Raw genomic sequence first — 24,538 nt, forward strand, 5'->3', positions numbered from 1 at the left:
GGCTCAGAACTGCATATTCATGATCGATTGGTAGGCCGAGACGGCTTCGTTGCGCACCGCGACGGTGGCACTCCAGGCGGTCTCCGCCTTGTCGCTGGCCACCAGCGCCTGCGCCAGGCTGGCGCCGGGCACCCCCGCGGCATAGCTGGCCTCAGCGGTGCCGGCCTGCACCTGCGCGCCCGAAACCTCCTGCAGCGCCGCATTGGCGAGGTCGAGAAAGCTGCCATCCGCCCCCGTCGCGGGCTGTGAGGCGCCGGCCGTGGCGAGGCCGGCGGTAACAGGCAGAATGGCACCGATGCTCATGGATAACGATCCTTACCCAAAACTAACTGAATCGTTAGATAACGGTCTGTTGGATAATTTAGCCGCGTGCCCAGGGCAAGGATTATCTGCCGACTTCACAGATTAATGTAGGCCATATCCACACAAATCATTCAGCCTACATTTGGTTTGTAGATTTATTAGTTTTTTGAGGCTGTTTTGTCGAATAAATGATATTATGTTTTGTGTCTCGTGTAGGTAGGCCAAAATGCTTTGTGAACACACCAAATAGATTTCTGTGGAATACGGCATTTGTCACCGCTTTTTGTCTTGCTAAATTCTAACATTTCGTGAAGGTTTCGGGCGAGATGCAGCCCGGATTTCTCTCCTTCTACGGCGCCGTCCTGAATGTCGCGCAGGATCGCCAGAATTTGATCGCGAATAATATCGCGAACGCGGACACGCCCGGATTCAAGGCGGCGGACGTGGATTTCACCGCCTCGCTGGCGCAGCAGCTGGAGAGCCCCGGGGCCACGCCGCAGGCGCAGTACCGCGCCGATGCCACGGTCGGCCTCAACGGCAATGATGTCGATCTCGATGCCGAGCGCGTCGAGGATGCGCAGAATGGCGAGATGATGCAGGGCGCTTCGACCTTCCTGCACCAATCCACGGCCGATCTGATCACCGCGTTGCGGCCCAACCCCAACGGCACTTGAGCTTTAAAGGAGAGCGCGCATGACCGGAATTTTCAGCATCGTCGGCTCCGCGCTGGATGCCCAGAATCTGCGCATGTCGGCGGTGGCCTCCAACCTCGCCAATGCCGATACCGCCACCGCGCCCGGCGCGCAGCCTTACCGCGCCGAGGAGCCGGTGTTTGAGGCCGCACCTGTGGTGGATGCGGGCAGCGGCGCCGCGCTGGGGGTGAGCGTTCTGGGTGTCGACCAGAGTGCCGCCGCCCCGCACCAGACCTACGATCCCTCCAGCCCCTACGCGAATGCGCAAGGCTATGTCACCGGCTCGAATGTCGATCGTGCCCAGGAGATGGTCAACATGATCGACAGCTCCAACAGCTATTCCGCCTCGGTGGCGGTGCTGGAGCAGGCCAGCCGGATCGACCAGCAGATGATCCAATCCTTTCAGGTGTCCTGACCATGACCTCGCTCGCCACCAGCGCCACCGGCAGCGTCAACGCCGCCTCCGTCGCAGCCTCGACCACCGCCAGCACCAGCGCCTCCTCTGGCTCCGGCTCGGCCGCCGGCGCGCTGACGCAGAATGATTTTCTCAAGCTGCTGACAGCGCAATTGCAATATCAAAGCCCGATGAACCCGGCCGACCCGACGCAGATGGCCTCGGAATTCGCGCAGATCGCCACCGTCGATGGGGTGAACAAGCTCAATACTCAGGTGAGCACGCTGCAAAGCGCCACCGCCGCCAGCCAGATGGGCCAGGCGGCGGATCTGGTCGGCAAGCAGGTGGCGGTGCCGGGCGATACCATCACCGCCAATTCATCCGGCAGCGCCACCGGCGCCTTCACTTTGCCGAGTGCCGCGAGCGACGTTACCGCCACCATCCTGAACGCCAATGGTTCGGTCGCCGGCACCATGGATCTGGGCGCGCTGGGGGCCGGTCAGCAGAGCTTCCACTGGACCGGCGGGAGTGCCGGCAAGCAATATACCTACAGCATTTCCGCGCATGACAGCACGAACAATGCGGTGCAGGCGACAACCTACGCGGTCTACACGGTCGAGGGTGTGAATCTCTCTTCCTCCTCGCCGACCCTGAATGTCGCTGGCAGCACCACGCCGCTGGCTGTGTCCTCCGTTTCCACCGTTCTCGGAGCTTCCTGATGTCCTTGCAGACCGCCCTTTCCGGCCTCGATGCCGCCCAGACCGGGCTCAACACCGTCTCCAACGATCTCGCCAATGCCAGCACCACGGCGTTCAAGAGCCAGACCTCCTTGTTCGAGGATGTCTACCCGACCGGCGAAACCGGCGTTCCCGGCTATGGTGCGGCGACGGAGGGCATGGATACCAACATCTCCCAGGGCGGCCTGACCAGCACCGGCAACGGGCTGGATGCGGCGATTCAGGGCAATGGCTATTTCGTCGTCTCCAATAACGGCACCCAGCAATATACCCGCGATGGCGCCTTCAAGCTCAGCAGCGACGGCACGCTGCAAACCCTCACCGGGTCTTCGGTGATGGGCTATACCGGGGCCGCCACCTCCGGCACGCTCAGCGCGCTGACAGTTTCCACCGGCGCCATGAAGGCCACCGCCAGCGCCAATCTCGGTGTTGATCTCGACCTGAATTCCGGCGACACACAGATCCCCGCCACCACCGCCTTCAACGCGGCGGATGCCACCACCTACAGCGAGAGCACCTCCACCGTCGCCTACGATTCGCTGGGTAACGCCAATACGGTGAAGCTCTATATGGTGCAGAACCAGGCCACGGGCGGCGCCACGCCGAGCTGGACGGTCTATGCCCAGCCGGTGACCTCGGCCGGCACCAATGTCGGCAGCGCGCAGCAGCTCACCACGCTGAACTTCAACACCGATGGCACCCTGGCCAGCGGCAGCCCGGCGACGCTGAATGTGAACTGGGGCAATGGCGCCGCCAATTCCGCGCTGAGCTTCAACTTCGCCGGCACCAGCCTGGCGGCGCAGAATTTCGCCGTGGCCGGGCTGACCAATGACGGCTACGCCGCGGGCACCTATAGCGGCAGCTCGGTCAATTCCTCCGGCCAGCTGGTCTCCACCTATTCCAACGGCCAGACCATCACCAACGGCACCCTGGCGCTGGCCAATTTCATCAATCCGGAAGGGCTGCAGGATGTCTCAGGCAATCTCTACGCCAGCACCAACAGCTCCGGTGTGGCGGTGGTGAACGCGCCCGGCAACGGCCAGTCCGGCACGGTCGAGGGCGGCTATCTGGAAGCCTCCAACGCCTCCACCTCCTCGCTCCTGGTCTCGCTGATCCAGTATCAGCAGGCCTACCAGGCCGATACCTCCGTGCTGCAGACCGAGCAGCAGGACGCCCAGCGCCTCGTGCAGATCTGACGGTAGGTTAGAGAGGCCGCGATGCAGACCAGTTCGCTCTTCACCGCGATGTCCGGGCTTGAGGATATCGACGCGCAGCTGCAGGCGGTCTCGGCCAACATCGCCAACGCCAACACGCCAGGCTACGCGGCGGTGCAGGCGCAGGCGGAAACCGCGACCTACACGGGGGCGAACGCGCCGCCGGGCGGGGCGGTGGTCGCCACCCTGCCGGGGCCCGACCTCAAACAGGGCAGCATGACCCATACCGGGGATGATCTCGATGTCGGCCTCTCCGGCGATAGCTGGCTGACGGTGCAGACCGCCAACGGCACAGCGCTGACCCGCGACGGCGCGCTTTCCATCTCCAATGCCGGCCTGCTCACCGACAGTTCCGGCAACCCGGTGCTGGGCCTGGGCGGCACGCCGATCAGCCTGCCGCAGCTCTCCAGCATCAAGATCGGCGCGGATGGCACCATCTCCGGTGTCGTCGCCGGCTCCGGCGGGTCGCTGGCGCAGGCCTTCGGGCAGATCGCCATGGTCGCGAGCCCGAGCGGCAGCCTCACCCCGCTTGGCAACTCCCTCTACCAGGCGCAGCCCGGCGCCCCGCTGGTGCCCTCCGCCGATGGCGCTTTGCATCAGGGCTATCTCAACGGCAGCAATGTCGATCCGACGATGGCGATGATGCAGATGATCGATGACAGCAAATCCTATGAGTTGCAGGCACAGCTGACGAAAAGCCAGAGCAGTGCGAGCAGCGATCTGAACACCCTCCTCGCGCAAGGATAAGAGCATGAACCCGACCCTCGACACTGTCGCCAGCGGGCTCGAAGCCAGCCAGACGATGATGGACACGATCGCCGATAATCTGGCGAACGCGAACACCACCGCCTACAAATCCGAAACGCCGGAATTCCAGACGCTGCTCTACCAGAACCAGACCCAGCCGGGTGCCGATGCCACCGGGCAGACGCAATACCCCTCCGGGCTGGAGCTGGGCACTGGCGTGAAGGTGGCCTCGATCAAGCAGATCGAAACCCAGGGCACGCTGACCAGCACCAGCAACCCGTATGATATGGCGATCAACGGCGCCGGTTATTTCCAGGTGCAGCTGCCCTCCGGCCAGACCGCCTACACGCGCGATGGCTCCTTCCAGGTCAACCAGAGCGGCCAGCTGGTCACCGCCAATGGCGACCAGCTGATCCCGGCGATCACCATTCCCTCCAACGCCACCTCGGTCACCGTCGGCACGGATGGCACGGTCTCGGTGACGGAGGCGAATTCCAGCACCTCCACCCAGGTCGGGCAGATCCAGCTCGCCAACTTCATCAATGCCCAGGGGCTGCAGCCGCTGGGCAATAATCTCTACGCCCAGACCACTTCTTCGGGAGCCCCCACCGTCGGCGCGCCGCAGACCAACGGGCTCGGCTCGATCAACCAGGATTATCTGGAAAGCTCGAATGTCGATGTCGTGCAGCAGATGGTGAGCATGATCTCGGCCGAGCGCACCTACCAGCTCGGCACCCAGGTCGCCACCTCCGTCGGCTCCGAGCTTGGCTATCTGGCCAACGCCGCGCAGGGCGCATGAATCCTAGGCTGCCTCTGGCGCTGCTGGCGCTGCTGGCCGGCTGCGCCACCCACCCGCCGACGCAGACGCAGCTGGTCAAGCCCGCCCCGTTTCCGGTGGATGTGCAGCCCCAGCCGGAATCGGTGAACGGCTCGGTATTTTCCGGCGGCACCGCCGGCTCGCTCTACGCGCCGCGCCGGGACTGGAAGATCGGCGATCTGATCACCATCGACATCGTCACCAGCTCCACCGCCAGCAACAGCGACAATGCCGGGCTGACCCGCAAGGGCAGCATCAATGATTCGATGACCAATTTCATGGGCATCCCGATGAGTTTCGGCCATATCAATGGCGGCAGCCTCTCGCCTTCCATCGGCGCCAGCTCGGATCAGCAATATACCGGCACCGGCTCGGATGTTGCCGCCAACGACATCACCGGCGCGGTCGAGGCGGTGGTGACCGGCGTGGACCCGAACGGCACGCTGGCCATCCAGGGCCGCACCAATGTCAACATCAACGGCAACGTCACCAGCATCGTCGTCACCGGCTATGCCAGCCCGGACGACATCGCCGCCAACGCCACCATCTCCTCGGACAATATCGCCAACATGAATGTGCAATATGTCGGCAACGGGCCGATCAATGATGCGCATACCGTGCCCTGGCTGCAGCGCGTCCTCTCCAAGGTTTCGCCGTTTTGAAAAAGTTTTTGCTCCTGCTTGGGCTTTTGGCGTTGGCTCCGGTGGCGTGGGCGCAGACGACGATCGGCGAGCTGGTCAGCGTGCAGGGCGCGCCGCCGAACCAGCTCTTCGGCTATGGCCTCGTCGTCGGCTTGCCCGGCACCGGCGACCAGACCACCCAGGTGCCCTACACCCAGCAGGCGATCCTCAACATGCTGCGCAACATGGGTGTGGCGATGAACAATGTCAGCACGATGATGCCGCAGGATGTCGCCTCGGTGATGGTCACCGCCGAAGTGCCGGCCTTCGCGCATCAGGGCCAGAAGATCGATGTGACTGTCTCCGCCGTCGGCAATGCCGCCTCGCTCGCCGGCGGCGTGCTGCTGCCCACCCCGCTGCGCGGCGGCAACGGCAATATCTACGCCCAGGCGCAGGGCCCGCTGCTGGTCTCCGGTTTTGCCGCGGGTGCAGGCGGCACCAGCACGAAAGTGAATGTGCCCACTACCGGCACGCTGCCGGGCGGGGCCATCCTGGCCAGCAGCATTCCCGCGAACTTCGCCGTCAACGGCATGTCCGCGCTGCTGGTGGATGATCCCAGCTTCCAGACCGCGCAGCGCATCGCCGATACCATCAACCGCGCCTTCGGCCCCAACACCGCCAATGCGGTCTCGCCGGGCGAGGTGGATGTCACCGCCGCCGCCGGCGCCAGCCCGGTCGGCTTCATGGCGGATCTGCTCGCCCTGCCGATCACCGCGCCGCAGCCCGAGCCGCTGATCATCGTCGATGCGCAGAGCGGCACCATCGTGATGAATCAAGGTGTGACTCTCGGCCCCGCCGTGGTCAGCCATGGCGACCTCACGGTGAGCATCCAGACGCAGAATGCCGTGAGCCAGCCTGGGCCGTTCTCCAACGGCACCACGGTTGGCGTGCGCAACACCGCGGTCAGCGCCAAGCAATCCAAGGCGCAGGTGATCATGCTGCCGCATGCGGCAACCTTGCAGCAGGTGGCGGCGGCGCTGAATGCGGTGGGGGCCAGCCCGCAGGATCTCATCGCCATCATCGAGGCGCTGAAAGAGGCCGGGGCGATCAAGGGCCGGATCAAGGTGATCTGAGATGAGCCTGATCCCGCCCACCGGCCATGCCCCGCCCTCGCGCCAGGCGATCACCCAGCAGGTCGAGAAAATGACCGGCATGCTGTGGTACCAGGTGCTGTCCTCGATGAACGAGACCGGCATGGATGCATCCAGCCTCGGCCCCGGCGGTTCTGAATTTCAGAGCATGTTCCTGTGGAATATCGCGCAGAATGATTTCGGCGGGCTGGACGGGCAGATGGTGCAGGCGGCGTTGCGCCAATATGGCGAGGCCAGCGCGCTGCCGCAGAGCGCCACCCCGGCCCTCTCGCAGCTGCCCCCCGGCGCGCTGGAGTCGCTGCTGAGCGCGGCGCCGGGGGCAAGCATGGCGCCGGTCAGCGAAAGCCCGCTGGCGGCCCCGCAGGCGGAGGCCGAGTCTGGCGCGGCCTCCGATCTCATCGGCCAGGCCAAGAGCTTCGCCAAGCAGATCTGGCCGGCGGTGGAGCAGGCGGCGCAGACTCTGGGGGTGCCGCCGGTCGGCATTCTCGCGCAGGCGGCGCTGGAAACCGGCTGGGGCGCGGCTGCCCCCGGCCATAATCTCTTCGGCATGAAAGCCGCCCCGGGCGATGCCGCCACCACCCGCGCCACCAGCGAGATGGTGGATGGCGTGCTGACCCAAACCAGCGCCGCCTTCAAGGATTACGCCACTCCCAGCGCCAGCGTGCAGGATTATGTCCGCCGCGTGCAGGATGTGTTTCCCGGCGCGGCCGGGCAGGACAGTGTGGATGGCTTCGCCACCGCCCTGCAGCAGGGCGGCTACGCGACCGACAGCCATTACGCGGCGAAAATCGTCAGCATTTCCCAATCCCCGATGATGGCGCAGGTGCTTGATGCGCTGGGCGTCACCGCAACGCAGAAGGTAGCCTCCCCATGAGCGGCATCAGCAGCGCTTTGTCCACCGCCGCCTCCGGGCTGGCTTTGTTCGAGGCCGGGATCGAGACGGTCTCCAACAACCTCACCAATGCCAGCACCGCCGGCTATGCGGTGGAGAGTGTCAGCGCCGCCGAGGCCATGGCCGGTGCCGGCCAGGCCGGGGCGGGCGTGCTCGCCCCCAACGTGACGCGCGCCAGCAGCGCCTTCGCCGCCCAGCAGCTGCGCACCGCCAATACTGGCGCCGGCGCCTCCAGCCTGCTCTCCACCCAGCTCACCGCGCTCTCCAACGCGCTCACCGGCAATGGTAATGTGCAGAGCGCGATGAGCACCTTGTTCGGCGATCTCTCCACCTTGGCCTCGGAGCCGACCAGCGATGCCCAGGCCGCCACCGTGCTCTCGGCCGCGGGCGGTGTCACCAGCGCCTTCCAGAGTGCCGGCGGCTCGATCCAGAGCGTGATGGCGCAGTCGAGCGCGACGCTGAGCACCGATGTCACCAGCGCCAACGGGCTGCTCACCCAGCTCGCCGCGATCAATAAATCCCTGCAGGGCGCGCCGAATGAGTCCAGCCTGCTCGACCAGCAGCAGGCGGCGTTGAATTCGCTCTCCAGCCTGGTCGGCGTCACCGTCACCGCGCAGGCGGATGGCGGGGTGGTGGTGAGTGCCGGCGGCACCATGCTGCTCACCCAGGCCGGGGCGAAAGCCTTGAGCCTTGGCACCACGGCGAAAGGCGGGCCGACCGTACTGGTCGGCAATGACGGCACCACCCTCACCGCCGGCGAGGAGGATGGCGCGATCGGCGGCGCGCTTTACAGCTACCAGGCCGGTGCCCAGGCGCAACAGGGGCTGAACGCGCTGGCCAGCGTGTTCGCCAGCGCCATGAACACCGCCCAGGCGCAAGGGCTGACCAGCAGCGGCGCCCAGGGCGGGGCGCTGTTCAGCGTGCCCGCCGCCACCGCCACCGCATCGCAAAGCAATAGCGGCGCCGCCACGGTGAGCGTCAGCGCGCTGAATGCCGCCGCCTTGCCCACCAATGGCGGCCCCTTCACCCTCACCTATAGCAGCAGCGGCTGGAGCGCTGTGAACCAGGCCACCGGCCAGAGCCTCAGCGTCACCGGCACCCCGCCCAGCGTGGCGGGCATGACGCTGGCCGTCACCGGCACCCCCGCCACCGGCGATAGCTGGACGCTGAACCCCGCCCCGGATGCCGCCAGCGCCATCGCGGTAACCGCCACCACCCCGCAGGACATCGCCGCCGCCGACCCATACGTGGCCAGTGCGGGCACGCTGCAAGCCAGCGGCGCCATCGTCGACAACAATGCCGGCAGCATCACCCCGGGCACCGATACGGTGGTGACCACGCCCAACAGCAACGCCGCCCTCGTGCCGGCGGCGGATTACGGGCAGAGCCTCATCGTCACCTTCACCTCGTCCACCGCCTACAGCATCGCCACCGCCAGCGCGCCGAATACCGTGATCGCCTCGGGCAGCTTCTCCAGCGCGGCGGGCGGCAGCATTGCGGTGGCCTACCCGTCCAGCAGCGCCGCCGCGGGCAGCTACTGGCAATTGCCGATCACCGGCACCCCGGCCGCCGGCGACACGCTGAGCCTGACCCCGGGCGGCGCCCAGAGCGGCTCCAACGCCACCCGCATGGCCGCCCTCTTCACCGCCGCCGGCACCACCTCTTCCGGCACGCTGGAGCAGAGCGTGGTCGATCTCAGCGCCAATCTCGGCGTCGGCGCCCAGGCGGCACAGACCAGCGCCACTGACAATGCCGATCTCGTCACCAGCGCCACCGCCAATCTGCAGACGCAGAGCGGGGTGAATTCCGACCAGCAGGCGGTGCTGCTGAGCAATTACGAGCAGGCCTACCAGGCCTCGGCGCAGGTGATCAGCGTCGCCCGCAGCATGTTCTCCTCGCTGATGACGGCGGTGGGGGCATGAAAAAGGCGGTCTTCATCGCGCTCGGCGCGGTCGTGCTGCTGGCGCTGGGCGGGGGTGGCGCCTATGCCTACCTGACCCTGACCGCCAAGCCCGGCAAGCACGCCGCGAGTCCGCCCAAACCCTCCCCGATTTTCTTCGCGCAGCTGGCGGATCTCGTCGTCAGCATCCCCGACCAGGCGGGCGACCCGCCGGCGGATTTCGTCGATGTGACGCTGCAATTCCAGACCGGCAAGGAAGACCAGCTGGCGAATTTCTCCACCATCGAGCCGATCATCCGTTCCCAGCTCATCGGCATCCTGATGCGCCAATCGGCGAAGACGCTGAGCGACCCGGCGGTGCGCCAGCAGATCGAGCAGCAGAGCCTGGATGTGGTGAATGCCGCGCTGCAGAGCCGCCATTACGCGCAAACCGCCCCCTTCACCGCCGCCTTCATCACCAATCTCGTGGTGCAGGATTAGTTTTTGATGCCGCCTGCCTCGCTCTGGGCCTCCTCGCTCACCTCGCTGCTGGTGATCTTCGCTCTGCTGGGCCTGGCCTGGTGGGTGGCGCGGGCGTTGCAGCGCGGGCGCTTCGGCCAGCGTGCAAGTGCCGCGCAGAAGATCAATCTCAGCCATGTGCGGTCGCTGGGCGGGCGCAATATGCTGGCGGTGGCGGAGATCGAGGGGCAGCGTTTTCTCATCGGCATCGGCCGGGACGGGGTGACGCGCATCGGCCGGCTGGATCGGCCAGATGATCGAGACGATGATGAGGCTTAAGCCGCTCCTCGCCGGACTCATGCTGCTGGCCATCGGCGGCGTCGCCCTCGCCCATGCTGCCACGTCGGCCGCGACCCCGGCCTCCGGCCTGGCCTTGGTGCAGTCGGTCAATGGCAAGCAGGGTGCCACCTACTCGCTCGACATTCAGGCGCTGCTGGTCATCACAGCGCTCGCCTTCCTGCCCGGCATCATTCTGCTGATGACGGCCTTCACCCGCATCATCATCGTGCTCTCCATCCTGCGCCAGGCGCTGGGGCTGCAGACCACGCCGCCGAACATGGTGCTGATCGCGCTCTCTCTGGCGCTCACCGTGTTCGTGATGCGCGGGGTGATCCAGCAGGAACAAACGGACGCCCTGCAGCCCTATCTGGACGGCAAACTCACCTTCGAGCAGGCGGTGCAGGCGGCGCAGCCGCCCTTGCAGGCCTTCATGCTCGGCCAGACCCGCGCCGAGCCGCTGCATCTCTTCGTCGATCTCTCCGGCAACCATTATGCCAGCCCGCAATCCGTGCCCTTCACCGTGCTGGTCCCGGCCTTCGCCACCTCGGAGCTGGAGACGGCGTTTCAGATCGGCTTTCTGATCTATATCCCCTTCGTGCTGATCGACCTCGCCGTCGCCTCGGTGCTGATGTCGCTCGGCATGATCATGGTCTCGCCGACGCTGATCTCGCTGCCGCTGAAGCTGCTGATGTTCGTCTCCATCCATGGCTGGGTGCTGATCCTCGGCACGCTGGCCAACAGTTTCGCGGTGCCGGGCCATTGATGGCGCCGCTTTATCTGCGTCTGTTGCACCAGGCGCTGGCCACCGAGCTGATGGTGCTGCTGCCGGTGATCGGCATCATCCTGGCGATGGGCTTTGTCATCGGCTACCTCCAGGCCGCGACCCAGCTTGAGGATGCCACCCTCTCGCTGATGCCCAAGCTGCTGGCGATGATTGGGCTCAGCCTCACCGGCGCCTTCGGCATATTGCCGCTGCTGGAGCGCTTCGCCACCGGCTGGATCGCGCATGCGCCGCAGCTGGTGCGGCTGAGCTGGGGCTGAGATGGCGCTGAGCCAGGCGCTGGTGATGCAGTGGCTGGGCCAGTTCCTCTGGCCCTTCCTGCGCCTGACCGGGCTGATGCTTACCGCCCCGCTGCTCAGCTCGGCGATGATGCCGGCGATGGTGAAGGCGATCATCGCCGCCGCCTTTGCCCTGGCCATGGCCGGCTGGCTGCCGCATCTGCCGCCCTACCCGGCGGACCCGTTCACCGCGATCGGCCTCGGCCTCACCCAGATTGCCTTCGGCGCCGCCATCGGCATGGTGATGCAGCTGATCGTCCAGGCCATCGCCAGTGTCGGCGAGATCGCCGGGCTGTCGATGAGCCTCAGCTTCGCGGAATTGCAGATGCTGGGCGCCAGCGGCGACACGCCGGTGCTCTATGACATCATGAGCTGGGCCGGGCTGGTCGGCTTCATGGCGGCGGGCGGGGTGGAATGGCTGTTCAGCGCGCTGTTTCATTCCTTCGATCACGGGGTCGGCCTGCCCAATCTCGGCGTCTGGGGCGGTTATGCGCAGCTGGGCAACATGCTGATCGGTAGCGCGGTGGCGCTCTCGCTGCCGGTGATCGCCGTGGCACTCTGCATCAATCTCACCATTGGCCTCACCACCGTCTTCGCGCCGCAGCTCAACCTGCTCTCCATCGGCTTTCCGCTGCTGATCCTGGGCGGGCTCTGGGTGATGACGGAATCGGTGTTTTATATCGGCCACGCGCTGCGCTTCATGCTGCAGGCCGGGATGCAGACGCTGGGCGGGCTGATCCATGGCTGAGGGCGGCTCGGAAGACAAGAAACACGCCCCAACCGCGCGCCGCCTCGCCCAGGCGCAGGAGAAGGGCAATGTCCGCCGCTCGCAGGATTTTCCGCGCGCCGCCATCATCATCGCCATCATCATCGCCGGGCTCACCGCCGCGGGCGGCTTGGGCGGGCGGCTGGCGGCGGACATGGCGGGCTGCCTGGCCCAGGCCGGCACCGCCTCGCTGGGGGCTGCCAGCGGCTGGGAAGCGGCGATGCTGCACGATATCGCGCCGCTGCTGCTGTTGCTGGCTTTGCTGGCGGTGGCGGCCAGCTTCGCCTCCGGCGGCTTCGTCTTCACCCTCAACCCGCTCATGCCGGATTTCGCGGCGTTGATGCCCGATCGCGGACTCTCGCAGATCTTCTCCACCACCGGCCTGATCGAGAACGCCAAGAATCTGCTGAAAGTCGCGGTGATCGGCGGGGCAGGGGGGCTGATGATCCTGCTGCATCACGACGAGTTCGCGGCCCTCGCCGGGCCGCTGCGGCCGGACCCTGAGACCGTGCTGCTGCTGGTGCTGCAGGTGCTGGGCGCCTCGGGCCTGGCGGTGCTGGCGCTGGGGGCGGGGGATCTGGCCTTACAGATCTGGCTGCACCGGCGTAGCCTGCGCATGTCCGACAGCGAGATGCGCGAGGAGATGAAGGATGTCGCCGGCAATCCGCATGTGAAATCCCAGCAGCGCCGGCTCGCCCGCAAGATGGCCCGCGCCCGGCAGATGCAGCGCATCCCCGAGGCCAGCGTCATCGTCACCAACCCGACCCATTATGCCTGCGCCATACGCTACCAGAAGGGCGCGGACCGGGCGCCCTTGCTGCTGGCGAAAGGCGCGGGGCTGCAGGCGGAGGAGATCATCTCCCGGGCCCGCGCCTTCGGCATCCCGCTGGTGCAGGCCCCGCCGCTGGCGCGCGCGGTCTATCGCTATGTGGAGCCGGACGAGCATGTGCCGGTGGCCCTCTACCGCGCCTGCGCCGAGGTGCTGGCCTATGTCTGGCGCCTGCAGGCCTGGCGGGCGCGCGGCGGTGAGCGCCCGCAACCGCCAAAACCCGGCAGCGGCGAGATCACCGTGCCGGGCCGGCGGCGCGTGACCGAGGATTAAGCCGCTTTGGCAAGGCAGCAGGGTGCGGTCGAATCCCCAAAAAGCAGCTTTTGGCGGGTCTCTTAACCCCTCAGCGCAACGCCACGAAACGCGACAAGGCGGTGCGGGTGACGCGGTAATGTTTCGCCAGCTCGCTCACCCGGCCTGGCGGAATGCGGTTTTCACGCACCCATTGGCAGACCGACGGATGGGCGATGCCCACCGTATCCGCCACATCCTTCACCCCGCCGAACGCTTCGATCACGTCCCGAACGGTGGGGGCCTGTTCGACAATATCCCGGCGCTCCTTTTGAGTCGGCCGCCGCTCATAGCTGGGTCTGCGTGCCATCTTTCCTTGTCCTTCTCGGTCCGGCTCATAGTCTGGCAGCTTTTGCCAGCAGCCATTATGTTTTGATAACGATATGGGTTCTTTATCGAAACTGCAAATCCGTGCTTTACGGGTATGCAAAAAAATATAGACATGCAAGTCTAAGTTTTTAGTTAATTTTTTAAAGTGAGACCGCCTACATCAACCCTACCGGGAATTTCCTAAGGAATGGCAATGATTTATCCACAGCGTCCGGGATAACATTGTGGATAAGGCTGTGGAGGGGCGGTGAAGACCCGGGACAAATAAGGCCCGGAACGGGACCGGGAGCGCCCCGGCCGGCATATTTTATCTGTTTGAAAACGATATGTTTTTTGGCCGCGCCAGGGGCGGTGAGGGATTTTTTTCAGGGAGCCTGAAAAAAATTCGGACATTTTCGCGGCGGGTGGAAAACCGCAGGCGGCTTCTTGGCGTTTTCGGGCGATATGGGAGGAGGCCAGATGGCCTACTTGTCATGTAGGGCTGCCGGCGCGGCGTCCTGCGCCCTCGCCGGCAGTGCTGGGCTGGCTTTACGTCCCCTGCGCCGCCTTGAACGCCTCATAGCGCGCCTTGTTCTCCTCATTCGGCGGGTAGAGCCCGGGCAGCGCCATCCCGGCCTCGACCTGAGCATAGATCCAGCTTTCCTGGCGCTCCTGCTCGACGGCGATGGCGACCACCTCCGCCAGCAGCGCCTGCGGGATCACCACCGCGCCGTCATCATCCACGACGATGACGTCGTTCGGGAACACCGCGACGCCGCCGCAGCCCACCGGCTCCTGCCAGCCGACGAAGGTAAGCCCGGCGACGGAAGGCGGGGCGGCGATGCCGGCGCACCAGACCGGCAGCTCGCTCGCCAGCACCCCGGCGGCATCGCGCACCACCCCGTCCGTCACCAGCGCGGCGACACCGCGTAGGCGCATGCGCCGGCAGAGTATGTCACCGAAAATCCCGGCATCGGTGACGCCCATCGCATCGACGACGGCGATGCAGCCCTCCGGCATCGCCTCGATGGCGGCACGGGTGGAGATCGGCGAGGACCAGGAGGCCGGGGTCGCCAGATCCTCACGCGCCGGCACGAAGCGCAGGGTGAAGGCCGGGCCGACCAGGCGCGTCTGCCCCGCCTTCAGCGGCTTTGTGCCGCGCAGCCAGACATTGCGCAGCCCTTTCTTCAGCAGCACCGTGGTCAGGGTGGCGGTGGAAATGCCCTCCAGCGTGGCGATGGTGGTGGCGTCGAGCGGCATCGATACCTCCCCTCAGGCCCCGTACCCAACCACGCCCTTGATCTCCAGGAACTCATCCAGCCCCCAATGCGACCATTCGCGGCCATTGCCGGACTGCTTGAAGCCGCCGAAGGGGGCGGAAATCTTCGTCGGCGGGGCGTTGATATAGACCGTCCCGGCGCGCATCCGGCTCGCCACCGCCCTGGCCTTGGCCAGATCCTCGGACTGGATATAGGCCGCCAGCCCGTACACCGTGTTGTTCGCCTCGGCGATCGCGGCTTCCTCGCTGTCATAGGGCATGATCGCGAGCACCGGCCCGAAAATCTCCTCCCGGGCGATGCGCATCTCCGGCGTCACCCCGGCGAACACGGTCGGGCGCACATAATAGCCCCGGCTCAGTCCCTCCGGCCGGCCTGGCCCGCCGGCGACCAGCGTCGCCCCCTCGGCGATCCCGGCCTCGATCAGCCCCTGGATCTTGTCGAACTGGATCTTGCTCACCACCGGGCCGAGATTGGAGTTCTCCGAGCGCGGATCGCCGACCACGAAATTCGCCGCGGCGGCCCGGGCCAGCTCCACCACCTCCTCATGGCGGGCGCGCGGCACCAGCATGCGCGAGGGCGCGTTGCAGCTCTGGCCGCTATTGGAGAATAGATTGGCGACACCCTGCGGCACCGCCTTGGCGAAATCCGCCTCCGGCAGCAGGATATTGGGGGATTTGCCGCCCAGCTCCTGATGCACCCGCTTCACCGTGTCCGCCGCCGCCTTGGCGACGAGAATGCCCGCCCGGGTGGAGCCGGTGAAGCTCATCATATCCACATCCGGATGCGCGGAGAGCGCCGCGCCGACGCTGGCGCCATCGCCATTCACCAGGTTGAACACGCCCTTGGGCACGCCGGCTTTTTCCATCACCTCGGCGAAGATGATGCCGGTGAGCGGCGCCACCTCGGAAGGCTTCAGCACCATGGTGCAGCCCGCCGCCAGCGCCGGGCCGACCTTGCAGGTGATCTGGTTCAGCGGCCAGTTCCACGGGGTGATCATCCCCACCACGCCGATCGGCTCTTTCACGATCTGCATGTCGCCTTCCATCCAGGCGAATTTATACTCTTTCATCACCCGCACGATCTCGCGCAGATGCGCCTGGCCGATCCAGGCCTGCGCGTCGCGGGCGAAGGCCAGCGGGGCGCCCATCTCCTGGCTGCAGGCCTGGGCGATATCCTCATAGCGCTTGTCATATTCCGCCAGCACCGCCTCCAGCAGCTGCAGCCGCGCCGCCGGGCTGGTGCGCGAGAAGCTCTCGAAGGCCGCCTTCGCCGCCGCCACCGCCTTGTCCACATCGCCAGCGGAGCCGCCGGAAATGGTGGTGAAGGCCTCTTCGGTCGAGGGGTCGATCACCTCGATCGCCTGCGGGGTGATCGGGTCCACCCACGCCCCATCGATGAAGAACTGCATATTATGGCTCATAAAAACGCTCCGCGTCATGAATTTGCGGCGATCCTACCGGCAGAGGGGGGCGGCTTGTCAAACCCGGGCCCCTCTGCGGGAGGACCGCCGCATGTCCATAAGCTGACAGGGTTTACATGTTTCCGTTGGGTTACAGCCGGGGCTTTTGCGTTGATCCCGCCTGTAACCGCCCCACCTCTTTTTCAGCATTGTCCAAAAAGGAGCATATCATGCCCGACGATCAACGCAAGATTGTGGATCAGCTGGCCAAACGTCCCTACGCGCAGACGATGGTCGGCCACAAGGCCCTGGTGACGGGCGCCAGCTCCGGCCTTGGCCGTGCCTCGGCCCTCGGCATGGCCCGCGCCGGGGCGGATCTGGTGATCGATTATAATGGCAGCCCGGAGGCCGCCGACGAGCTGGCGCATGAGATCGAGGCGCTGGGAAGGCGCGCCATCACCGTGCAGGCGGATGTCTCCAAGGAAGAGGATGTGGAGGCGCTGTTCGCCGCCGGGGTGAAGGAATATGGCACGCTGCACGCGGTGCTGAGCAATGCCGGCATCCAGCGCGACGCGGCTTTGCTGGACATGACGCTGGAACAATGGAACGCGGTGATCGGCGTCAACCTCACCGGCCAGTTCCTCACCGTGCGCGCGGCGGTGCGCGAATATAAACGCCGCGGCCCGCAGCCGGAGGTCTCGGTGGCGCTAGGCAAGATCGTCTGCATGAGCTCGGTGCATCAGCAAATTCCCTGGGCAGGCCACGTGAATTACGCGGCCTCGAAGGGCGGCATCAATATGATGATGCGCAGCATCGCCCAGGAAGTGGCGCCGATGCGGGTGCGGGTGAATGCGGTGGCGCCGGGGGCGATCCGCACGCCGATCAACCATGATGCCTGGGCGACGCAGGAGGCCTACGATAATCTGATGAAGCTGGTCCCCTATAACCGCATCGGCGAGCCGGACGATATTTCCCGCGCCGTCACCTGGCTGCTTTCGGATGAGTCCGACTACGTCACCGGCGCCACTTTGTTCGTCGATGGCGGCATGACGCTGTATCCCGGCTTCGCGCACGGGGGATAACATCATGGCGGCGAAAATCGAGGATTATGCCGTTATCGGCAATGGCGAGACGGCGGCTTTGGTCTGCCGCGACGGCTCGGTGGATTGGCTGTGCATGCCGCGCTTCGACAGCGCGGCCTGTTTCGCGGCTTTGCTCGGCGATGAAAGCAATGGCCGTTGGCGCATCGCCCCCAGCGGCGCGCACCGCTCGCACCGCGCCTACCGGGGCAAGACGCTGATCCTGGAGACGTTCTATGAAACCGATGGCGGCAGCGCCAAGCTCATCGATTTCATGGCGCGTGAGGAAGGGCGCTCTTATCTCTGCCGGCGGGTGGAGGGGATTTCCGGCGCAATCGAAATGAACGCTGCTCTCTGCGTGCGTTTCGATTACGGCGCCTCCATCCCATGGGTGACGCGGCTGGGGGATGGGCGGCTGAAATTCGTCGTCGGGCCGGACCAGCTGGTGCTGCAATCGAGCATCCGCCCGGCCGACGGCGCCATTCGTGACCAGCTGCATTTCACCGTCAAACAAGGCGAGATCATGGATTTCGCTCTGGGCTGGACGCTCTCCTATCGCGACGAACCGCCGCCGGTTGATTTGCAGGCGGCGCTGGCGGAGACAGAGGATTTCTGGACCGGATGGGCGGCGCGCTTCCTTGGTGCGGGCAAATATAGCGATGCCGTGCAGCGCTCGCTGATCACGCTGAAATCGCTGGCGCATTTCGAAACCGGCGGGATCGTCGCGGCCGTCACCACCTCGCTGCCCGAACAGCTCGGCGGTGAGCGCAACTGGGATTACCGCTTCTGCTGGCTGCGCGATGCGACGCTGACCCTCTACGCCTTGCTCGAATCCAATTATGTGGAGGAGGCGAAGCGCTGGCGCCACTGGCTCTCACGCGCCATCGCCGGCAGCGCCGAGCAATTACAGATCATGTACCGGCTGGATGGCGCGCGCCGGCTCGATGAATATGAGCTGGACTGGCTCCCCGGCTATGAAAACTCCAAGCCGGTGCGCATCGGCAATGCCGCCTCCGGCCAGGTGCAGCTCGATATCTATGGCGAGGTGCTGGACGCGCTCTATTTCGCCCGCAAGCAGAATTTGCCGCAGGAAGAGGGCGTGTGGAATCTCGTGCTGGAATTGCTGGAGCGGCTGGCGAAGATCTGGGACCATCCGGATGACGGCATCTGGGAAATGCGTGGCGGGCGGCGGCATTTTACCCATTCCAAGGTGATGGCCTGGGTGGCGTTCGACCGCGCGGTGCGCCTGGTCGAGGACTATGGCCATGAAGGGCCGGTCGGCGAATGGCGGCGCATCCGAAAGGCGATTCACGAGGAGGTCTGTGCCGAAGGCTTCGATGAATCCCGCAATTGCTTCGTGCAATATTACGGCGCGCAGGAGGTTGATGCCTCCTTGCTGCTGATCGCGCTCACTGGCTTCCTGCCGGCGGATGATCCGCGTGTCGCCGGCACGGTGAAGGCGATCGAGGAAGATTTGCTCAGCGAAGGTTTCGTGCTGCGCTACCGCACCGAGGCCGGGACGGACGGGCTCTCCGGCAATGAAGGCGCGTTCCTCGCCTGCAGCTTCTGGCTCGTTGATAATTACGTGCTGCTCAGCCGCTTCCAGGAGGCGGAGGAATTGTTTGAAAAACTCCTGTCCCTGCGCAACGATCTCGGCTTGCTGGCGGAGGAGTATGACGCCAGGGCGAAGCGTCAGGTCGGCAATTTCCCGCAAGCCTTCTCGCATATCGGCCTGATCAACTCCGCCTACAACCTCACCCGCGCCAACGGCCCGGCGGCCAAGCGCGCCGATGGCGATGGCGCGGCGGCGCCGGTGACATCCTCGGAGGCGGTCTGATATGGCTGAGCATTACGATGTCATCGTCATTGGCAGCGGCCCCGGCGGCGCCAGTTTCGCGCAGCGCCTGGCGCGCACCGGCAAGAAAATCCTGATGCTGGAGCGCGGCGATTATCTGCCGCGCGCGCGCGCCAACTGGGATGCGAAAACCGTGTTCATGCAGGGCGCCTACCAGGCGCGGGAGGATTGGCGGGACAAGCACGGCAAAATCTTCCATCCCGGCCTGCATTATTTCGTCGGCGGCAATTCCAAGGTCTATGGCGCGGCTCTGTTTCGCCTGCGTGAGCGTGATTTCGGCCTGCTCCAGCATGAGGACGGCCCATCCCCCGCCTGGCCGCTGAGCTACCAGGATTTCGCCCCTTGGTATGACGAGGCGGAGGCGCTGTTCAGCGTCCATGGCCAGGCCGGCGAAGACCCGACCCAGCCGCCGCGTGGCGCCTTTCCGCATCCGCCGGTCTCGCATGAGCCGGTGATCGGCGACCTCGCTGCGCGTCTCTCCCGGCAGAATCTGCATCCGTTCCATATGCCGCTGGGCATCAAGCTGATCGAGGCGCATGGCAAGCCCACGCCTGAGAGCGTGTGCATACGCTGCGATGCCTTCGATGGCTTTCCCTGCCTGCTCAACGGCAAGGCGGATGCGCAGGTGATGTGCGTCGACCCGGCGCTGGCGAAATTCCCGAATCTGGAGCTGCGCACCAATACCTACGTAAAGCGCCTGCACGCCAGCGCGAATGGCCGCGCCATCAGCACAATCGAGGTCGAGCAGGATGGCGAGACCTCCCAGCTCAGCGCGGATATCGTCGTCGTCGCCTGCGGCGCGCTCTCCTCAGCACTTTTATTCCTGCGCTCCTTCAGCGATGCGCATCCCAATGGCCTCGCCAACCGCTCGGATCAGGTCGGCCGCAATTATATGCGCCATAATCAGTCGATCCTGATGGCGCTGATGCGCACCCCGAATGACGATGTGTTCCAGAAAACACTGGGACTGTCGGATTTCTATTTCGGCACGCCCGAGACGCCATCACCGCTGGGCCTGGTGCAGATGTGCGCGAAGGTGCATACCGGGCAGATTCTCGGGGAGGCCGTGCCCTCCTGGCTGCATTGGCTGCCGAAACTGCCCTTCGACATGATGGCCCGCCACGCCATCGATTTTTGGCTCTCCAGCGAAGATATTCCGAAGCCGGAAAACCGCATCGCCTACAAAGACGGCAAGGTGCAGCTGGACTTCACCGAAACCAACGCCAACGAGCATCGCCGCCTGCGCCAGGAATTAAAGAGGGTCTTGAGCAAGAGCTATAAATGGGGTGCGGAGCGTCTGGCCTATTTCTCTTTGCCGATGGGGCTGGAGGCGACCTCGCATCAGGCCGGCACCATGCGCTTCGGCACCGATCCCGCCAGCGCCGTGCTGGACATCAATTGCAAGGCGCATGAGCTGGATAATCTCTACGTCACCGATGCCAGTTTCTTCCCCTCCATCGGCGCGGTGAACCCGACTTTGACCATCATCGCCAACGCGTTGCGCGTCGCCGCCCATGTCGAGGACCGTCTGGCATGAATTTCCTGCTGCACACCGCCCCCGACATCCTCGCCAGGTTGCTGCTGGTCTGCATGTTTCCGCTCTCCGCCTACGATAAGATCGTGCATTGGCACGAGGCGATGGCGCAGGAGGAAACCGAGCCCTTGCCCTTTCCCGAGGCGCTGATGGTGGTTGCCATCGCCATCGAGGCCCTCACCCCGCTTTGCATCGTCTTTGGCTGGCATGACCGTCTCGCCGCCTTCATCCTGGCCGGCTTCTGCGTCGTCACCGCCATCCTTTTCCATCCCTTCTGGAAATATCCGCATTTCTGGCGCGATGCCGGCGATGGCCGCCAGCATTTCTGGGATTTCTTCAAGAATCTCTGCCTCGCCGGCGGGCTGGGCCTGCTGGTGATCAGCGCCGGTCCGGTAGGGCTGGGCGCGGTCGTGACCCACCCGCTTTCCAATGCGCCCTATAGCGCGCCGCCATCCCCCTGAAAGGAGCGACCATGCCGCATGTTCCCTATTGGCATCTCTGGACGGATGAAGAGGGCATCAGCCATTTCTCCCAGGCCGTGCTGGAGAATTTCAGCTTCGAAGGTGTCGGCGGTGCCGACCCGCAATGGAACAACAAGCTCTTCACCGGCCAGAGCGCCATCGTCTTCACCGAACAGCCGGTCGGCTGGGTCGGCGAATGGCATGAAAACCCCAAGCCGCAATGGATCGTGCCGATCTCCGGGCGCTGGTGGGTGGAGGCGATGGACGGCACGCGCCGCGAATTCGGCCCCGGCGATGTGCAGTTCGGCGAAGACCAGAATTGCCGGGACTCGAACGGCAAGCGCGGCCACCGCTCCGGCACCATCGGCGATGTGCCCTGCGTGCTGATGTGCGTGCAGATCGACGCCAAGCCGCAAAAGCAACCGGGGCATTTCAAGTGAGCCTGTACGACATTCAGGATCCGCGCTTCAACCATCTCATTCTCGGCAACGCCCAGCTCGAAACCTTGGCGGAGGGTTGCCGCTGGCTCGAAGGCCCGGTCTGGTTCGCGGATCAGGAAGTGTTGCTGTTTTCCGACATTCCCAATAACCGCGTGCTGCGCTGGTGCGAGAATGTCGTCACCACCTACCAATCCCCGTCGGATTTCGCCAACGGCCATGCGCGCGACAATGAGGGGCGGCTGATCTCCTGCCTGCATCACGGCCGCGCCATCACAAGGCGCGAGCTTGATGGCCGCACCAGCATCCTTGCCGATGAATATGACGGCAAAAGGCTGAATGCCCCGAACGATGTCACCATCCAGCGCGGCACCGGCGCGATCTGGTTCAGCGATCCGGTCTATGGCATCATGACCGATTACGAAGGCGGCAAGCAGGCCCCCGAACGCCCGCCCGCCCTCTACCGGCTGGATGCGAACGGCACGCTCAGCATCGCCTCGGACGATTTCACCGGCCCCAACGGCCTCGCCTTTTCGCCGGACGAAACCCGCCTCTACGTCACCGAAACCGGCGACCAATTCGACCCGCATACAGAGCGCCATATCCGCGTTTTCGATGTGCAGGACGGCAAACTCGCCAATGGCCGCATTTTCGCGCGGATCAGCCCCGGCTATGCGGATGGCATCAGATGCGATGTCGATGGCAATCTCTGGTGCAGCGCGGGCGATGGCGTGCATTGCCTCTCGCCCGAAGGCGAGATGCTGGGCAAGATCGTCATCGGTGACACCGTCTCCAACCTCTGCTTTGGCGGCCGGCATCTCTCGCGCCTGTTCATCTGCGCCGGCACCAGGCTGCTCGCCCTCCACACCAACAGCAGAGGCGCCGCATGAGCCTGCTGCGCATCGCCCGCAATGTCTCGGATCTCGACCGGCTCACCGCTTTCTACATCGCGCTGGGCTTTGAACCGCAAGGCGGCGCGCAGCCGGATATCCCCCTGGCCAACCTGCTCGGTGTTTCGGCGCTGCGCCGCCAGCGCCTGCGCCTGGGCGCGCAGACGCTGGATCTCACCGCCTGCCTGCCGGTCGGCGCGGCCTACCCGGCCAACGCCCCCGGCAATGCCAGCCTGTTCCAGCATATCGCGCTGCTCACGCCCGATATCCATGCCGCCGTCCCCCGCGCTTTGGCCGCCGGCGCGCAACCCATCTCGCACGGCGGCCCGGTGCGGCTGCCGCCCGAGTCCGGCGGCGTGACCGCCTGGAAATTCCGCGACCCGGACGGGCATCCTCTGGAATATCTGCAACGCGACGCCCCGCCCGGCTATGACCATTCCGGCATCGTCGCCACCCGGCCGGATGCGTCCCTGCCTGTCTATGACGCGCTCGGCCTGCATCTCCAGGCCGAACAGCTCAACCAGGGCCCCGAGCAGGCGCGGCTGGATGGCGTGCCCGGCGCCAGCGCGCGCATCCTCACCTTGCGCGGCGCCGAGGGGCCGGGAGTGGAGCTGCTCGCCTACAGCCACATCGCCCCCTACGCGCCGCCGCACCCGGCCGACCTCGCGGCCGACCGCCTGGTCTTCAAAGGCCCGCACCCCGCTTTGCAGCGCGACCCGGACGGCCACCTCATCGAAATCGCCCCCGGCTGAGCCCCCACCTTCCCACCCCGCCGCAACCGCGTTACCCTAGCGCCGATGGTTCCTCCCCGGAGGATGAAAAGGGAACGCGGGTGCAAATCCCCGGCTGTCCCCGCAACTGTAAGCGCAGAGCCGCGCGCCACATGCCACTGGGAAACCGGGAAGGCGGCGCATCCGGCAAAGACGCGTGAGCCAGGAGACCTGCCATCAGGAGCGTCAGCGTGAACGCATCGGGCGGGGTGTCCTGGTGGGTGGGTCTTTTGCCGGGCCCGCCTTGTTCGCGGTGGCAACGCTGTTGAACGAGGCAAACCATGCTGTCTTTACGCGCCCCCGGCGCCGGCCTGCGCGCCAAGGTGATCGGGATCTATCTCTTCCTCTTCGCCTTCAATATCGGCGCCTGGCTCTGGGCGCTGCTCTCTTTCCGCCACCACCCGGTGCTGCTCGGCACCGCTTTGCTGGCCTACATCTTCGGGCTGCGCCACGCGGTCGATGCCGACCACATCGCCGCCATCGACAATGTCACCCGCAAACTGATGCAGCAGGGCCAACGCCCGATCGGCGTCGGCTTCTTCTTCTCCATCGGCCATTCCGCGGTGCTGCTCATCGGCGTCGTCGTCATCGCGGCAATGACCGTCACTCTTGCCGATAGTTTCAATAATTACAACGAAATCGCCGGCACCATCGGCACGCTGGTCTCCACCCTCTTCCTGCTGCTGATCGCGCTGATGAACCTGCTCATCGCCTTCGCCGTCTATCGCAGCTTCCGCCATGTCCGGCGCGGCGGCGCCTATGTGGAGGAGGATTTCGACCTGCTGCTGAACAAGCGTGGCCTGCTGGCCCGGCTGTTCCAGCCGCTCTTCCGGCTGGTGAGTCGCAGCTGGCACATGCTGGCGTTGGGCGTCCTGTTCGGGCTGGGGTTTGACACCGCCACCGAGGTCACCCTCCTCGGCATCGCCTCCACCCAGGCGCTGCACGGCATGTCGCTCTGGCCGCTGCTCACCTTCCCGCTGCTCTTCGCCGCCGGCATGTCGCTCATCGACACCACTGACGGCATCCTGATGCTCGGCGCCTATGGCTGGGCCTTCGTCAAGCCGGTGCGCAAGCTCTATTACAACCTCACCATCACCTTGGTCTCCGCCCTGGTGGCGCTGGTCATTGGTGGCATCGAGGGGCTGGGGCTCATCGCCTCGGAATTCGCCCTCGGCGGCTGGTTCTGGGACCATGTCAGCGCCCTTAACGACCAGTTCGGCGCCATCGGCTATATCATCATCGGGATTTTCATCCTGAGCTGGGTCGTCTCCACCCTGGTCTATAAATTCAAGCGCTATGACGAGCTGGAGATCACCGCCGCCCAGCCCTGAGCCG

The 24,538-nt window shown here is 65.3% G+C and carries 28 protein-coding genes and 1 riboswitch; of the genes, 24 read left to right on the plus strand and 4 right to left on the minus strand.

Translation table 11 applies throughout. From position 1 onward, the window contains the following. Positions 1-3: 3 nt before the first annotated feature. Entirely contained in the window at positions 4-303 is a 300-nt protein-coding gene (gene fliE / locus T331_RS18025; protein ID WP_051622304.1) for a flagellar hook-basal body complex protein FliE, read from the minus strand. A 308-nt stretch (positions 304-611) separates the two neighbouring features. On the opposite strand from fliE, the gene T331_RS0110005 reads away from it, so the two are divergent. Genes T331_RS0110005 through T331_RS0110080 form a run of 16 tightly spaced genes read left to right on the plus strand, consistent with a single transcriptional unit; the run spans position 612 to position 13,171 of the window. Next, on the plus strand, positions 612-977 hold the full coding sequence (locus T331_RS0110005; protein ID WP_051622305.1) for a flagellar basal body rod protein FlgB: 366 nt from the start codon (positions 612-614) through the stop codon (positions 975-977). A gap of 19 nt (positions 978-996) precedes the next feature. Then, positions 997-1,410: a flagellar basal body rod protein FlgC gene (gene flgC, locus T331_RS0110010; RefSeq protein ID WP_026439913.1), complete on the plus strand. Its 414-nt coding sequence runs from the start codon at positions 997-999 to the stop codon at positions 1,408-1,410. 2 nt (positions 1,411-1,412) lie between these two features. Then, positions 1,413-2,108 (plus strand): flagellar hook assembly protein FlgD, encoded by a 696-nt coding sequence (locus T331_RS0110015; RefSeq protein WP_035179804.1) that lies wholly within the window; start codon positions 1,413-1,415, stop codon positions 2,106-2,108. Beyond that, on the plus strand, positions 2,108-3,322 hold the full coding sequence (locus T331_RS0110020; protein ID WP_026439915.1) for a flagellar hook protein FlgE: 1,215 nt from the start codon (positions 2,108-2,110) through the stop codon (positions 3,320-3,322). Before T331_RS0110015 ends, T331_RS0110020 begins: the two co-directional genes overlap by 1 nt. A 21-nt stretch (positions 3,323-3,343) precedes the next feature. Continuing rightward, positions 3,344-4,087 carry a flagellar hook-basal body complex protein gene (locus T331_RS18030; RefSeq protein WP_008495570.1) on the plus strand — a complete coding sequence of 248 codons (744 nt, stop codon included), beginning with the start codon at positions 3,344-3,346 and terminating at the stop codon, positions 4,085-4,087. Between the two features lie 4 nt (positions 4,088-4,091). Continuing rightward, positions 4,092-4,886 (plus strand): flagellar basal-body rod protein FlgG, encoded by a 795-nt coding sequence (gene flgG / locus T331_RS0110030; protein WP_026439916.1) that lies wholly within the window; start codon positions 4,092-4,094, stop codon positions 4,884-4,886. Continuing rightward, positions 4,883-5,566, plus strand: coding sequence for a flagellar basal body L-ring protein FlgH (locus T331_RS18035; protein ID WP_051622306.1), 684 nt, complete (start codon positions 4,883-4,885; stop codon positions 5,564-5,566). The genes flgG and T331_RS18035 overlap by 4 nt, the downstream gene beginning before the upstream one ends. Before the next feature lie 41 nt (positions 5,567-5,607). Next, complete coding sequence (locus T331_RS0110040) at positions 5,608-6,657, plus strand: flagellar basal body P-ring protein FlgI (protein WP_244876933.1); 1,050 nt, start codon at positions 5,608-5,610, stop codon at positions 6,655-6,657. A 1-nt stretch (position 6,658) separates the two neighbouring features. Next, positions 6,659-7,549 (plus strand): glycoside hydrolase family 73 protein, encoded by an 891-nt coding sequence (locus T331_RS18040; RefSeq protein ID WP_051622307.1) that lies wholly within the window; start codon positions 6,659-6,661, stop codon positions 7,547-7,549. Then, positions 7,546-9,489 (plus strand): FlgK family flagellar hook-associated protein, encoded by a 1,944-nt coding sequence (locus T331_RS0110050; RefSeq protein WP_026439918.1) that lies wholly within the window; start codon positions 7,546-7,548, stop codon positions 9,487-9,489. The genes T331_RS18040 and T331_RS0110050 overlap by 4 nt, the downstream gene beginning before the upstream one ends. Then, positions 9,486-9,947 (plus strand): flagellar basal body-associated FliL family protein, encoded by a 462-nt coding sequence (locus T331_RS0110055; RefSeq protein ID WP_026439919.1) that lies wholly within the window; start codon positions 9,486-9,488, stop codon positions 9,945-9,947. The genes T331_RS0110050 and T331_RS0110055 overlap by 4 nt, the downstream gene beginning before the upstream one ends. A gap of 6 nt (positions 9,948-9,953) precedes the next feature. Beyond that, positions 9,954-10,244 carry a flagellar biosynthetic protein FliO gene (locus T331_RS0110060; RefSeq protein ID WP_008495578.1) on the plus strand — a complete coding sequence of 97 codons (291 nt, stop codon included), beginning with the start codon at positions 9,954-9,956 and terminating at the stop codon, positions 10,242-10,244. Next, positions 10,219-11,007 carry a flagellar type III secretion system pore protein FliP gene (gene fliP / locus T331_RS0110065; RefSeq protein WP_244876931.1) on the plus strand — a complete coding sequence of 263 codons (789 nt, stop codon included), beginning with the start codon at positions 10,219-10,221 and terminating at the stop codon, positions 11,005-11,007. Before T331_RS0110060 ends, fliP begins: the two co-directional genes overlap by 26 nt. Further along, positions 11,007-11,285 (plus strand): flagellar biosynthetic protein FliQ, encoded by a 279-nt coding sequence (locus T331_RS18045; RefSeq protein ID WP_035179806.1) that lies wholly within the window; start codon positions 11,007-11,009, stop codon positions 11,283-11,285. Before fliP ends, T331_RS18045 begins: the two co-directional genes overlap by 1 nt. Before the next feature lies 1 nt (position 11,286). After that, a complete protein-coding gene (locus tag T331_RS0110075; protein ID WP_026439921.1) occupies positions 11,287-12,051 on the plus strand; it encodes a flagellar biosynthetic protein FliR in 765 nt (254 codons plus the stop codon). Continuing rightward, on the plus strand, positions 12,044-13,171 hold the full coding sequence (locus tag T331_RS0110080) for an EscU/YscU/HrcU family type III secretion system export apparatus switch protein (RefSeq protein WP_026439922.1): 1,128 nt from the start codon (positions 12,044-12,046) through the stop codon (positions 13,169-13,171). Before T331_RS0110075 ends, T331_RS0110080 begins: the two co-directional genes overlap by 8 nt. A gap of 70 nt (positions 13,172-13,241) precedes the next feature. Here the strand turns inward: T331_RS0110080 and T331_RS19910 are convergent, their stop codons facing one another. From T331_RS19910 to T331_RS0110095, 3 genes are all read right to left on the minus strand, one after another. Next, on the minus strand, positions 13,242-13,499 hold the full coding sequence (locus tag T331_RS19910) for a Cro/CI family transcriptional regulator (protein ID WP_008495584.1): 258 nt from the start codon (positions 13,497-13,499) through the stop codon (positions 13,242-13,244). 548 nt (positions 13,500-14,047) lie between these two features. Continuing rightward, positions 14,048-14,758 carry a ribonuclease activity regulator RraA gene (locus tag T331_RS0110090; RefSeq protein WP_026439923.1) on the minus strand — a complete coding sequence of 237 codons (711 nt, stop codon included), beginning with the start codon at positions 14,756-14,758 and terminating at the stop codon, positions 14,048-14,050. A 12-nt stretch (positions 14,759-14,770) separates the two neighbouring features. Then, positions 14,771-16,198, minus strand: coding sequence for an aldehyde dehydrogenase family protein (locus tag T331_RS0110095; RefSeq protein WP_026439924.1), 1,428 nt, complete (start codon positions 16,196-16,198; stop codon positions 14,771-14,773). Positions 16,199-16,407: 209 nt separating this feature from the next. Between T331_RS0110095 and T331_RS0110100 the strand changes: the two genes are divergently transcribed. The 8 genes from T331_RS0110100 (at position 16,408) to T331_RS0110135 (ending at position 24,534) form a co-directional block, all read left to right on the plus strand. After that, the gene (locus T331_RS0110100) at positions 16,408-17,259 is read left to right on the plus strand and encodes a glucose 1-dehydrogenase (RefSeq protein ID WP_026439925.1); all 852 of its coding nucleotides are present in this window, start codon (positions 16,408-16,410) and stop codon (positions 17,257-17,259) included. Between the two features lie 4 nt (positions 17,260-17,263). Continuing rightward, entirely contained in the window at positions 17,264-19,093 is a 1,830-nt protein-coding gene (locus tag T331_RS0110105; protein WP_026439926.1) for a glycoside hydrolase family 15 protein, read from the plus strand. A 1-nt stretch (position 19,094) separates the two neighbouring features. Continuing rightward, positions 19,095-20,648, plus strand: coding sequence for an FAD-dependent oxidoreductase (locus T331_RS0110110; protein ID WP_026439927.1), 1,554 nt, complete (start codon positions 19,095-19,097; stop codon positions 20,646-20,648). Next, entirely contained in the window at positions 20,645-21,106 is a 462-nt protein-coding gene (locus tag T331_RS0110115; RefSeq protein ID WP_026439928.1) for a DoxX family protein, read from the plus strand. Before T331_RS0110110 ends, T331_RS0110115 begins: the two co-directional genes overlap by 4 nt. 11 nt (positions 21,107-21,117) lie before the next feature. After that, positions 21,118-21,546 carry a cupin domain-containing protein gene (locus tag T331_RS0110120; protein WP_035179809.1) on the plus strand — a complete coding sequence of 143 codons (429 nt, stop codon included), beginning with the start codon at positions 21,118-21,120 and terminating at the stop codon, positions 21,544-21,546. Further along, positions 21,543-22,433 carry an SMP-30/gluconolactonase/LRE family protein gene (locus T331_RS0110125; protein WP_026439930.1) on the plus strand — a complete coding sequence of 297 codons (891 nt, stop codon included), beginning with the start codon at positions 21,543-21,545 and terminating at the stop codon, positions 22,431-22,433. Before T331_RS0110120 ends, T331_RS0110125 begins: the two co-directional genes overlap by 4 nt. After that, on the plus strand, positions 22,430-23,185 hold the full coding sequence (locus T331_RS18050; RefSeq protein WP_051622308.1) for a VOC family protein: 756 nt from the start codon (positions 22,430-22,432) through the stop codon (positions 23,183-23,185). The genes T331_RS0110125 and T331_RS18050 overlap by 4 nt, the downstream gene beginning before the upstream one ends. 29 nt (positions 23,186-23,214) lie before the next feature. Next, positions 23,215-23,396, plus strand: a riboswitch (cobalamin riboswitch). An 88-nt stretch (positions 23,397-23,484) separates the two neighbouring features. After that, positions 23,485-24,534 (plus strand): HoxN/HupN/NixA family nickel/cobalt transporter, encoded by a 1,050-nt coding sequence (locus T331_RS0110135; protein ID WP_026439931.1) that lies wholly within the window; start codon positions 23,485-23,487, stop codon positions 24,532-24,534. Positions 24,535-24,538: the final 4 nt, after the last annotated feature.

Origin of the sequence: Acidocella facilis ATCC 35904 (genome assembly GCF_000687875.1) — a bacterium.
GTDB lineage: Bacteria > Pseudomonadota > Alphaproteobacteria > Acetobacterales > Acetobacteraceae > Acidocella > Acidocella facilis.